12 protein-coding genes are annotated in these 12015 nt (G+C 31.4%); 1 reads left to right on the plus strand and 11 read right to left on the minus strand.

What is annotated here, in order from left to right:
* Nucleotides 1-23 precede the first annotated feature (23 nt).
* From alr to V6137_RS06690, 5 genes are all read right to left on the minus strand, one after another.
* Nucleotides 24-1199 carry an alanine racemase gene (gene alr / locus V6137_RS06670; RefSeq protein WP_425447118.1) on the minus strand — a complete coding sequence of 392 codons (1176 nt, stop codon included), beginning with the start codon at nt 1197-1199 and terminating at the stop codon, nt 24-26.
* Between the two features lie 90 nt (nt 1200-1289).
* Nucleotides 1290-1733, minus strand: a complete 444-nt coding sequence (locus V6137_RS06675; protein WP_425447119.1) for a CBS domain-containing protein — start codon at nt 1731-1733, stop codon at nt 1290-1292.
* 15 nt (nt 1734-1748) lie between these two features.
* Nucleotides 1749-2993, minus strand: a complete 1245-nt coding sequence (locus tag V6137_RS06680; RefSeq protein ID WP_425447120.1) for an NAD(P)H-hydrate dehydratase — start codon at nt 2991-2993, stop codon at nt 1749-1751.
* Between the two features lie 21 nt (nt 2994-3014).
* Complete coding sequence (locus tag V6137_RS06685) at nt 3015-3281, minus strand: hypothetical protein (protein WP_425447121.1); 267 nt, start codon at nt 3279-3281, stop codon at nt 3015-3017.
* Nucleotides 3282-3376: 95 nt separating this feature from the next.
* Nucleotides 3377-3982, minus strand: a complete 606-nt coding sequence (locus V6137_RS06690) for a hypothetical protein (RefSeq protein WP_425447122.1) — start codon at nt 3980-3982, stop codon at nt 3377-3379.
* A gap of 192 nt (nt 3983-4174) precedes the next feature.
* Between V6137_RS06690 and V6137_RS06695 the strand changes: the two genes are divergently transcribed.
* Nucleotides 4175-4432, plus strand: a complete 258-nt coding sequence (locus V6137_RS06695) for a CPF_0552 family protein (protein WP_425447123.1) — start codon at nt 4175-4177, stop codon at nt 4430-4432.
* A 190-nt stretch (nt 4433-4622) separates the two neighbouring features.
* On the opposite strand, the gene V6137_RS06700 is transcribed toward V6137_RS06695, so the two are convergent.
* From V6137_RS06700 to V6137_RS06725, 6 genes are all read right to left on the minus strand, one after another.
* The gene (locus V6137_RS06700) at nt 4623-6602 is read right to left on the minus strand and encodes a fructose-1,6-bisphosphatase (protein WP_425447124.1); all 1980 of its coding nucleotides are present in this window, start codon (nt 6600-6602) and stop codon (nt 4623-4625) included.
* Nucleotides 6603-6632: 30 nt separating this feature from the next.
* Nucleotides 6633-7823 carry a trans-sulfuration enzyme family protein gene (locus V6137_RS06705; RefSeq protein WP_425447125.1) on the minus strand — a complete coding sequence of 397 codons (1191 nt, stop codon included), beginning with the start codon at nt 7821-7823 and terminating at the stop codon, nt 6633-6635.
* Nucleotides 7824-7835: 12 nt separating this feature from the next.
* Complete coding sequence (locus V6137_RS06710; protein ID WP_425447126.1) at nt 7836-8489, minus strand: class II aldolase/adducin family protein; 654 nt, start codon at nt 8487-8489, stop codon at nt 7836-7838.
* A gap of 16 nt (nt 8490-8505) precedes the next feature.
* Nucleotides 8506-9273 carry an S-methyl-5'-thioinosine phosphorylase gene (locus V6137_RS06715; protein WP_425447127.1) on the minus strand — a complete coding sequence of 256 codons (768 nt, stop codon included), beginning with the start codon at nt 9271-9273 and terminating at the stop codon, nt 8506-8508.
* Between the two features lie 225 nt (nt 9274-9498).
* Nucleotides 9499-10539 carry an S-methyl-5-thioribose-1-phosphate isomerase gene (gene mtnA, locus V6137_RS06720; RefSeq protein ID WP_425447128.1) on the minus strand — a complete coding sequence of 347 codons (1041 nt, stop codon included), beginning with the start codon at nt 10537-10539 and terminating at the stop codon, nt 9499-9501.
* Between the two features lie 12 nt (nt 10540-10551).
* Nucleotides 10552-11844: an amidohydrolase gene (locus V6137_RS06725; RefSeq protein WP_425447129.1), complete on the minus strand. Its 1293-nt coding sequence runs from the start codon at nt 11842-11844 to the stop codon at nt 10552-10554.
* Nucleotides 11845-12015: the final 171 nt, after the last annotated feature.

Consider the following 12015-nt stretch of genomic DNA (forward strand, 5'->3'; position numbering starts at 1 on the left):
TTTTATACTTTGTAATATAGACATTATCCTAACAAATAATCCTTTGTTTTCACAATTTCTTGATTTTTTATGTAAACCCTAGGCACTCTTCTATTTACCATACAAACAATTTCATAGTTTATAGTATTTAATTTATCAGCAATCTCATCTATATGGGGACTATTATTAGTTCCATCTCCAAATAATATCACTTCATCACCAATATTAACATTATCGATATCTGTAATATCTATCATACACTGATCCATACATATTCGCCCTATAACTTCTGCTCTCTTTCCTTTTATACCTACTTCTCCTTTTCCTGTAAGCATTCGGGTAAAACCATCGGCATATCCTATTGGTATAGTTCCTACTTTAGTTTCTTTATTTGTTTTATAAATATGTCCATAACTTATACCCTTTCCCTTTGGCAAAGTTTTTACATTGGATATCCTAGCCTTTAGTGTCATTGCAGGCTTTAATTTAACTTTTTCTTTATTAACTTCCACTGATGGATATAGACCATAAAGCATTATACCTGCCCTAACCATATCTAAACTATATTCTGGTATATCTATTACCGTTGCACTATTTGCCACGTGTTTTATAGGTATATTTATTTCTAACTTTTCGAGTTCATTAATAATCCAACTATATTTTTTATACTGTTCCTTTGTTTCTGTTTTATCCTTCTCATCGGCAACAGCAAAGTGGGTAAATATACCTTCTATTTCTAAATTGGGTAGACTAAATATTCTCTCAATATCCTTTATAGATTCTTTCTCTGGTAGAAAACCTAATCTACTCATACCAGTATCAACTTTTATATGGATTTTAGCTGCTTTATTCTGTTTTTCCCCTTCAATAGATATTGATTTAGCTTGTTCATATGTATAAATAGTTTGTGTTATATCATACTCTATGGCCTCTTTAACCTGGGAATCAGGATTATATCCTAGTAATAATATAGGAGCTTTTATCCCAGATTTCCGTAATTCTATAGCTTCAGAAAGGGTTGCAACAGCTAATCTATCTCCTCCATTTTCAAGAAATGTTTTTGCTATAGTTGTTGCACCATGTCCATATCCATCTGCCTTTACAACGGCAGTAACCATAGCACCTTTGTCAATTACTCTTCTTACTTCTTTAATATTATGGGCTAAATTATCTAAATTAATTTCTGCCCAAACCGGTCTTACCTTATCTAGTTTTCCCATAATTTATTCCCCCAAAGTTTAAAAGTTATTTGTCCAAATTTTATGATATTTATAACTTTAGTATTTGTCAACAATTTTATTATATTAATTTTATAAAGTTTTAACTATGTCCAATCTAGATATGATTCCAGCTAATTTGTTATTATCATTTACTATGGGAACTCTATTTACTTTTTTATTAATCATGGTGTTAGCTACTTCCTTTACATCATCTTCTTCATGGCAGGTTATCACATTGGTAGTCATTAAGTCCTTTACCTTATAAGCAACTTTCTTTTTCAATTTATTTTCATACTTTTTTATACTTTCTAAAAAAATATATCCCCCTAATAAGGATACAAAAGCTGGCATACCTAATTCTTTATCCCTATATATTAAATCTGATTCTGAAACTATTCCTACAACTTCATTGTTATTATTAATTACTGGTACACCACTTATACCATTATCGGTTATAATTTTAATAACTTCTTCTACCGTATCATTTTCTTTAATAGTAATAACTTCCTTTGTCATAATATCTTTAGCTTTCAATATGAAACCTCCTAATTATAAAATAGTTTTAATTGCATAGGGTATTCTTTCAATAATATCAGAAGATATTAGTCCATATTCGCCTTTATCATGGGATGCCAAATCTCCCGATAAACCATGTAAATATACCCCTAATTTAGCCGAATCCATTAAATCTAATCCCTGACCTATAAGACTTGTTATTATTCCAGTTAATACATCTCCGCTTCCAGCGGTGGCCATGCCTGGATTACCTGTATTGTTTATGTATATTTCGCCTTTTTTGTTACATACTATAGTATTTGCTCCCTTTAACACAGTTATAACTCCAAATATTTTTGAAGCTTTCTTAGCACTTTCTATCCTATTACTTTGTATTTCATCTATACCTATATTAAGTAATCTAGACAATTCTCCTGGATGGGGTGTTATGACTATATCGCCATTATACTTAATTAAGATGTCTCTACATTGGGACACACAGTTTAATCCATCACCATCTAATACAATTGGCAAATTTGTATATCGTAATATCTCTTTTAGTAATTTTATCCTTCCATTGTCCACTCCCATTCCTGGACCTATTGCCAAAACATCAACATTATCTATTGCTTTCTTTATTTCCTTTATTGAATCTGGAATGAAGTGACCCTTATTATTATCCTCCACTGGTTTTATTATTGCCTCTGTCGTTTTTACTTCCATAATATTTGTTAGACTTTTAGGTGTTAAAGTATATACAAGTCCACTACCACTTCTTAAACAAGATGTGGTGGTTAAATACGATGCCCCTGTCATCCCAAGACTTCCTGCTATTATACCAACTTTGCCATAGGTCCCTTTATGGCTTACTTTTTTTCTTTTGGGTAAAATATTTTTCATTTCCATAGTATCCTTTAAAACATTTAACTTTTCATTTCCCTCAGCTATAGCAAATGCTACTGCCTTTTCATTATCATGGCTTATTGAGATATGTATATTATCAATATTTCTACTTTCTGCTATTTTATTAGCTTTTTCCATTAATTTAACTATAGGTTTCCCATTATTATCATGATCTATTTCTATATCTTTAAATGAAAAATATTTAATTCCTACTCCTAAAGCCTTACTTACAGCCTCCTTGGCAGCAAATATTCCCGCTATACTTTTAATATTCCCCTTACGTTTTTCTATATATTGCCGTTCTTTTTCTGTACAAATTCTTTCTAGGAGTCTATTATTAACGGCTTTTTCAATCCTTTTTATTTCTATTATATCTATTCCATTACCTAAAACCACTACTAACACCCCATATAATAATTATTTAAATATATCTGTCATACTCTCATCTAGGGAAAACCCAAGTAGAGTTGCAACTTTAAAGGCTAAATTCATTATAAAATATATAGATGCTATTAAAAATAAAATAGCTGAAGGAAGTTTTATAAAAGGTCTGCCCTTTTCCCCAATTTGAAACCCTTTATTAAATATCCCCATTATGAACGTTATAAACTTTGATATAACTTGAAAGAATATCTCTGCTCCACTTAATATTAAAAGTGCTATCATAACTATGCTAAGTCCCATAAATTTCTCCCTTCTATTTAATATTTATAACCGTATTATATCATTTTAATTATTTTTTTCATATTTAATAATAAAAGAATGCATATATGCATTCTTTATAACATTTCCCTATCCAGTTTTTCTATTTCTTTATTACCTAAAATACCATGTAAAAAATTATATGTTAAATTTCTCTTTTCTTCATAATCATTCTTCTTATCTATTAGCTCCCTTAACTTTATTCTAAACTCATCTATTTCATTATTCACATTATTTAATTCTTTATCCCATAATTTTAATTCTTTATATCCATACTTTATTGTCTCTTTTAATAAATTAAAGTTAGCTTCCCTTATCTGTTTAGGTATCATTTCATATCTAAATGTTATGTCCTCAAGTCTATTATTAATATCATATATATCCTCTTGATATCTAGATAATAGTTCCATTGCTTTTTCATCGTTCATATTATTATTATTAATTTCATCAGAAAGATTTATTATTTTAGCCATGGTTCTTTTCTTCTCTTTTTTCAATTTCTTTAGCTTTCTTTCAATTCCTTTTTGATCCTCTAATAAGTCTTCCAATTCACTTTTTAATTTATTTATCTGTCTATCGTTTATATCGCTGAAAAGTTCTTTCCAAGTATTATCTTTAACCAATAAAGGTATGTTATTTCTCATTATAGTTCTATAGTCTAAGTCCAGGTCCTTTGAAAACAAGTCCCCCACCTCCCAATGTAATTATATAATAAATATGTAGTTTGTCTAATGGGCTAATATTCCTAAGTATATATATTATCGTACATTTCCCTTGCTTTTTTTATAATAATTAGAAAATATGTTATATCCATTAGTCTATAGGGTATAATTTAAATTAAGTATTACTACATAATTTTCGGGAGGTTTTTTATTATGAAAAAAATAATAATGGGAATTCAAGTGGGTAATAGATTTGAAGATGTGGAAAAAGTTCAAAACTTACTTACAGAATACGGCTGCTTCATTAAAACAAGATTAGGACTTCACCAACAGGCAGAGTTTAAAGAGATATGTACCGAAAAGGGTCTAATAATTCTAGAAATGGTTAGGGATAGCGATGAAAAAAGTATGGAATTAAAAGAAAAGTTGAATGAAATAAATGAAGTAGTTGCTAAGACAATGGAATTTTAAAACAATTGGGGGATTACGAATCCCCCAATAACTAACAATTGACAGTGTATAATTGACAATTGACAGTGTATAATTGACAATTGACAGTTAAAGGTAATTTTACTCACTTTGTTCGTAAAATATTATATTTCAAATCGGCTAAAGCCGATTTGTACCTTAACTATCCACTGTCAATTGTCAATTATATAAGTTAAGGATTTTCCTTTATTAGTCCCCTTCTATATGCTGTTAATAACATTTCTAAGTCCCTAATTTCTGACTTTAATTTTTCCCCTATATCTGTGTCCCCCACATACTTTCTATTAACCTTCTCTAAACCTACCATTGTTGATAACACATCCATTTCCTCAGATATAGCTTTTTCTGTTGATTCAAAAGTTTTATGGGAAGCTAGCCTTAGTCCATAGGAATTATAAATAAGGGTGTATCCAGCTATTCCAGTTTTTTTCTGGTATGCCTTTGAAAATCCTCCATCTATAACAAGCATTTTTCCATTGGCCTTTATGGGACTTTCTCCCTTTATAGTTTTTACAGGAACATGTCCATTTACTATATGGGAGGTATCTGGTTCTAGACCAAACTCTTCTAAAATATATCTACATACACTTTCATCATCTCTTAACTTAAAATATGGATTTTTATTTTCAATATGGGTTTCTTTATCATCTATAAAATATCTCTCAAATGTGGCCATTTGGTCTTTTCCAAATAATGGAGAATTTTCTCCACACCATAAATACCATACTATATCTGTACCAAATAATCTTTCATCTATATTTTCTCTATTAAAATAAAATTCCGTTAATAAATGATTAAACTTATCCAATAGATTTTTTCCCCAGTATTTTTCTTCACCGATGGTAACTTTTTTAAATGTGCCGTCTTGATTCATTGGTATACATCCATGATAAAGAAGATTGGAATTAAATTTAAGATACATACTTCCCTTTGAATATAAAAACTTAGTATGTTTTTGTAATTTTTCACTATTTAAAAAATATACTTTTAATTTCTTAACCAGACTTTTTTCTTCCTTCGTTAGTTCATAGGGATTACTTGGATCTATTGTTGGAAAATTAGTGTCATTAAGGTGGTACTTTTTACCCTTTATTATTATTGTATTATTCTCATGATCTATTTTATCTAACAATAACCTATTTTCCATATTATATTGGGGACTTTTTTTAATAATCTGACCTTCTATTTTAAATTGAATAATAGCTATGGCTTTATGCATTTTAGCTATTAAATCTAAGTCCCTTTCTCCAAAATGAATTTTCTTAGGAAATTTGGTCTTAAATTGTGTACAAGGATCTCCACCATAAAATCTAAGGGCAAATGTGGCAAGGGGTAATAAGTTTATACCATATCCCTCTTCTATTGTCTCAAGATTAGCATACCGTGTTGATATTCTAATGACATTTGCCATACATGCTTCAGACCCTCCAGCTGCACCCATCCATAAAATATCATGATTGCCCCATTGTATATCAATAGAATCCCTTTCCATCAACTGATCTAAGATAATATGGGCCCCAGGACCTCTATCATATATATCCCCCAATATATGGAGTCTATCTATTGCAAGTCTTTGTATTAGTTTACATGTTTCTATAATAAATTCATCGGCCCTTTTTATATCTATAATAGTATCTATAATTTTATTAAAATAATTATGCTTATTAAGCCTGTTTTCATCTTCATGGAGTAACTCTTCTATAATATATGCGAAATCTTTAGGTAATGCCTTTCTAACCTTAGACCTTGTATATTTAGAGGAAACTACTCTGCATATCTCTATAAGTCTACAAAGAGTTATTTTATACCAATTTTCTAAGTTATCTTCATTTTTTTTAATCATTTCAAGTTTTTCCTCTGGATAATAAAGTAATGTAGCCAATGCCTTTTTTTCTGAGTTATTTAAAATATCTCCAAATAAATCATCTATTTTTAATTTTAAAACTCCAGAGGCATTTTTTAAAACATAGCTAAAGGCCTCATGTTCTCCATGAATATCAGTTAAAAAGTGTTCCGTCCCCTTTGGTAGATTTAAAATTGCTTGTAGATTTATTATCTCTGCACTGGTTGAAGATATATTTGGATATTGTTGTGATAAAAGCCTTAGATATTTTATATTATCATTAATTTCTTTTGAAGTTATATCCTCCATATTTCCTCTCCTTTAAAATTAATATTACTTCTAAACTAATCCCAAGCTTTGATCTAAATCTTCTATAATATCATCTACATTTTCTAATCCTACAGATATCCTTATCATAGTTTCAGTTAACCCAAATTTAGCTAATTGTTCCTTTGGATAACCTAGATGGGTCATTGCCGCCGGTAACTCTATTAAGGTTTCACAGTCCCCTAAACTAACTGCCAGTTTAGCTAACTTTACATTATCCACTACTTTTTTTGCATCTTCCAGGTCACCATCTATTTCAAAACTTATCATTGCACCATAACCCTTCATTTGTTCTTTAGCTATATTATGTCCCTTAAAGTCTTCAAGCCCCGGATACATTACAGACTTGACTTTTGGATGAGTGTTTAAGTACTTTGCTACTTTTTTCGCATTTCTCTCATGCTCCCTCATTCTAACTCCTAAAGTTTTAAGTCCCCTAAGTAATAGCCATGCATTAAAGGGGCTCATAGCTCCCCCAAATTCGCACATATATTCAAATTTTAGCTTGTGAATGTAGTCTTGATTCTTAGACACTGCTACTCCTGCCACAACATCCCCATGACCACATATATATTTTGTTGCACTATGAACAACAACATCTACTCCTAAAGTCAATGGTTTTTGAAAGTATGGAGTGGCGAATGTATTATCTACTACTACTTTTATATTATGTTTCTTTGCAATCTCTACAACCTTTTTAATATCTATTATTCTAAGGTTGGGGTTTGATGGGGTTTCAAAATATATAACTTTAGTATTTTCATCTATTTTATCATTTAATGACTCTGGATTTGATAAATCCACCACTTTATAATCCACATTGTATTTAGGCAATAGTTCTGTAGCTACACTATAACTGGAACCATATAGTGTATTATTAATAATTACATTGTCCCCTGGTTTCAAGAAGGAAAATAAAACTGAACTTATGGCTGCCATTCCCGATGCAAATGCAACGGAACCATTCCCCTCTTCCAAAGATGCCATTCTATTTTCAAATAATCTTAATGTGGGATTGTTTCCCCTTGTATATACATAATCATCACTTTCAAAATTCATAACCTTTCTTACATGCTCTGTATTATTAAAAACAAAGGTTGATGTTTGAAAGATTGGAGGATTCAAGGCATTGCTAGGGTTTTTACCCTCTTGCCCACCATGTATAGATAACGTATCAAATTTATATTCTTTATTTTTATCCATCATTATCACCTCCTATTTTTGTCCATATTTATTTACATAAAAATCCCTCATAAAGTCTATATCCCCTTGACCAAGTTCAACTACTCCCCCCATAATATTGGCGAAGATGGTTGCCTTAGCAGATTTTTCAACTATAAAGGCTGTTTTTAATGCTTCCTTTAAGTTTCCTGCCACAGCTAAACAACCATGATTAGCCAAAATACAAGCATTTCTATCTTTAAGAGCCTTTACAGCTTCATCTCCAAGTTCTTTGCTACCTGGCAACACATAGTTTGTTACCCTTACATCTCCTCCTACTATTTGAACTAAATCCTCAGCTGCTGCCGGTATAGGCTTTCTAGCTATAGCCATGGAAGTACAATAGGAGCTATGGGTGTGTACTATGGCATCTACATCTTCTCTTGCTTTATATACAGCAAGATGAAGATTGTATTCTATAGATGGTTTCTTATTTCCATCTATTATATTTCCATCCATATCAAGTATTACTATTCCATCTGTGGTTATAGTATCATAGTCCACTCCACTGGGAGTTATTGCTATGCAATCTTCTCCAGGAACCCTGGCACTTATATTCCCCCAAGTCCCCACTACCAACTGTGATTTTAACATTTCAAGCCCTGCATCTATAACTTCCTGTCTAACCTTTTCAAATTTTATAATCAATTATAGCTCCTCCTTTTTATAACTCTATTAAAGCATTATTACAATTACATTCCTCTTTAGTTATATCACTTTTAAATATATCTATAAAAGTTTTTGTTATTTTTTCTTTATTTTTAGATACTGCTTCGTCTATATCATGAAGGGTTATTTCCTTTTTCACTCCGGTACACCAATTAGTTACAATTCCTATAACTGAATAACACATTCCCAATTCCTTTGCTAGGACAACCTCAGGGACATTAGTCATACCTACAACGTCTCCTCCAAGTTGTTTATACATTCTTATTTCAGCGGCACTTTCAAATCTGGGTCCCTCTGTAGTTACATATATTCCTTCTCCCTTTATAATTAATCCATTATTCTCTGCTTTATTATAAAATAATTCCCTTAGATTTTTGCAATAGGGATCAGACATATCCACATGCTTAACACCCTCTTTTCCACCTTCGTAGAAGGTTAGAGGTCTAGATTTAGTGAAATCTAAAAAATCAGTTATAACAACAATATCTCCAGGAGCATAATTTTCATTACATGATCCCACAGCTGCGGTAGCATATATATACTCTATCCCTAATTTGTTTAGTGCAGCAATATTAGCTCTATAATTAACTAAATGGGGAGGATTAGAGTGATTTTTCCCATGTCTAGCTAAAAATACTATTTCTTCTCCGTTTATTTCCACTATATCCACTTGGACCTTACCATATTTAGTCTCTACTTCTTTAATATAGCTATTGGAACTGGCATCATATACCCCAGTCCCACCAATTATTCCTTTGTTCATTTTTGTATCACCCCTGTATATTTTAATACCGGGGAATGAATTCCCCTCTACGTTTCAACTCTACAATTTTTGTCAAGATCCCTGACAGGGCATGCCATGTCCCTACGTTTTTATATTTCTTCTTTCTTCTTTACACTTTCTTCTTTAGTTTTAAAGTCCCTACATAATTAAATTTTACGACCATCGGGAGTAAAATCTCCTTATCTATTATTTATTCTCTATTATTTATTCTTTAATTTTAACTATGTTTTCCTTAAAAGGAGCCCTTACAATCCCCTTTTCCGTTATAATTCCTGCAATATTCTCATTTGGTGTAACATCAAAGGCAGGATTATAAACTTCTATGCCTTCAGGTGCCACTCTATTTCCCATAACATGGGTTACTTCATCACTGGATCTTTCTTCTATATCTATTTCTTCTCCGGTTTCAATATCAAAATCAATGGTAGTTGTTGGAGCAACTATATAAAAAGGTACACTATAAGCCTTTGCCACAACCGATAGCATAAATGTTCCAATCTTATTTGCCGTATCTCCATTTAATGCAATCCTATCGGCTCCAACTAGAATTAAATCTATCTTACCATCTCTTATTAACGTTGCCGCAGCATTATCTGCTATTAATTTTGCTGGAATTCTTTCTTCTTTTAACTCCCACGCAGTAAGTCTTCCCCCTTGAAGTCTTGGTCTAGTTTCGTCTGCATATACAAATATATTTTTATTAGAATAATGGGCCTCTCTAATAACACCTAAAGCTGTTCCATAACCTGCAGTTGCCAAAGCTCCTGTGTTACAGTGGGTCAATATAGTAGCCCCTTTTTCTACAATTTCATTGCCAAAACTGGCCATTTTTTTATTGGTCTCTATATCTTCCTTCAATATTTTATCTGCTTCATCCTTTAAAATATTATATATATTATCCAGTTCTTTATCCTTATTGTCTCTAATGATTCTTTTCATTCTTTTTATTGCCCACATAAGATTAACTGCGGTGGGTCTAGATTTATTTAGTTTATCAAGGGCATCATCCATTTTGGTGAAAAAGTCTTCTCTTTGGCCTTCTTTAAATTCCTGGGCTGCTAAAACAACTCCATAACCAGCTGTAGCTCCTATGGCTGGAGCTCCTCTAACCACCATATCCCTAATTGCAAATTCCACATCTTTATAGTTTTCACATATAAAATAGGTTTCCTCAACAGGTAATTTCCTTTGATCTATTAACCTTAACTTATTGTCTTTAAATTCTATTGTATTTATTCTAGCCATAAAAGTCCCCTCCTAAGCTTTACTAATTAATTCTTTTGCTTTTTTTTCTGTATTATACATAACCTTTTCTTCATCTATAGTTTTTAATTCTCTATTTTCCATAACCACTTCTCCATTTACTATAACAGTATCCACATCTGATCCTTGGGCTGAGTATGCCATAGATGAAATCAGATTGTAATGGGGATATAAATGAGGTTTATCGATATCAATTAAAATCATATCTGCCTTCTTACCTATCTCTATAGTTCCAGTTTCCTTTTCTATTCCTAAAGCTAATGCTCCATTTTCTGTGGCCATTTTTATGGCAGTTATTGCGGGTACAGAAGTACTATTTTGATTTAATCCTTTATTTATAAGGGCAGCTAAATTCATTTCTTCAAACATGTTTAAATTATTATTACTAGAAGATCCATCAGTTCCAAGGGCAATATTAATGCCTTTCTTTAGCATCTCATCAATCCTAGCAAATCCATTTCCCAACTTTAAATTACTTCCTGGATTGTTGACAACATTAACATTCTTTTCTGCCAATATATCAATATCATTATCGGATAAATGAACACAATGGGCGGCTAAAGTATGAAGATCCAATAAACCTATATCCTTTACATGTTCTATAGGTGACTTCCCATAGGCTTTATAACTATCTTCAACTTCCTTTTTGCTTTCTGAAAGATGTATATGTATCTTCATTTCTGTCCCTTTAACCATCTTAATTATTTCTTTAAGATAATCTGGACTACATGTATATGGTGCATGGGGTCCTGCCATTACTGTTATTCTTCCATCACATTCTCCATGCCATTTATTATAAAATTCCTTCATCTCTTCTAATTTAAAAAAGTCATCCTTACCTTCCCCAGCAACTCCCCTAGAAAGGGATGCCCTTATACCTGATTCTTTTACGGCCTTTGCAGTTTCATCCATAAAAAAGTACATATCTGCAAAACTTGTAATCCCAGACCTTATCATTTCAGCAATGCTTAGCATAGAACCCCAGTATACATCTTCTGATGTAAGTTTATCCTCAAGAGGCCATATCTTTTCCGTTAGCCAAGGCCAAAATGGTAAATCATCTGCATAGTTTCTAAATAGTGACATGGCAATATGGGTATGGGAATTAATAAGGCCAGGCATAACCATTCTATTATTGCCATCTATAACCTTATCTGCCTTAAAGTCTTTTGGTATATCTCCTATGTACTTTATTATATCTCCTTCTATTCCAATACTGATGTTTTCTAGTATCTTTTTTTCTTTTCCCATGGGCAAAACCATGGCATTTTTAATTAGAATATTCATTAACAAACCTCCTAATAATATAAATAACTACTCTTAATACTTAATATTATATCATTACATTGTATATATTCTACATATTTATTATTTATAAAAAATTATACAATTACTTGTGAAAACGTTTTATACTTGTTAAAAAATAAACTATTATCTATTTTTTACGATTTGTTAATT

Origin of the sequence: Dethiothermospora halolimnae (assembly GCF_037577855.1) — a bacterium.
GTDB classification, from domain to species: domain Bacteria; phylum Bacillota; class Clostridia; order Tissierellales; family VENL01; genus Dethiothermospora; species Dethiothermospora halolimnae.

What these genes read in the sequence shown, in the direction of transcription:
- alr (WP_425447118.1), bottom strand. Translation starts at nt 1,199, where the DNA reads ATGGGAAAACTAGATAAGGTAAGACCGGTTTGGGCAGAAATTAATTTA.
- V6137_RS06685 (WP_425447121.1), bottom strand. Translation starts at nt 3,281, where the DNA reads ATGGGACTTAGCATAGTTATGATAGCACTTTTAATATTAAGTGGAGCA.
- V6137_RS06695 (WP_425447123.1), top strand. Translation starts at nt 4,175, where the DNA reads ATGAAAAAAATAATAATGGGAATTCAAGTGGGTAATAGATTTGAAGAT.
- V6137_RS06700 (WP_425447124.1), bottom strand. Translation starts at nt 6,602, where the DNA reads ATGGAGGATATAACTTCAAAAGAAATTAATGATAATATAAAATATCTA.
- V6137_RS06705 (WP_425447125.1), bottom strand. Translation starts at nt 7,823, where the DNA reads ATGGATAAAAATAAAGAATATAAATTTGATACGTTATCTATACATGGT.
- V6137_RS06715 (WP_425447127.1), bottom strand. Translation starts at nt 9,273, where the DNA reads ATGAACAAAGGAATAATTGGTGGGACTGGGGTATATGATGCCAGTTCC.
- mtnA (WP_425447128.1), bottom strand. Translation starts at nt 10,539, where the DNA reads ATGGCTAGAATAAATACAATAGAATTTAAAGACAATAAGTTAAGGTTA.
- V6137_RS06725 (WP_425447129.1), bottom strand. Translation starts at nt 11,844, where the DNA reads ATGAATATTCTAATTAAAAATGCCATGGTTTTGCCCATGGGAAAAGAA.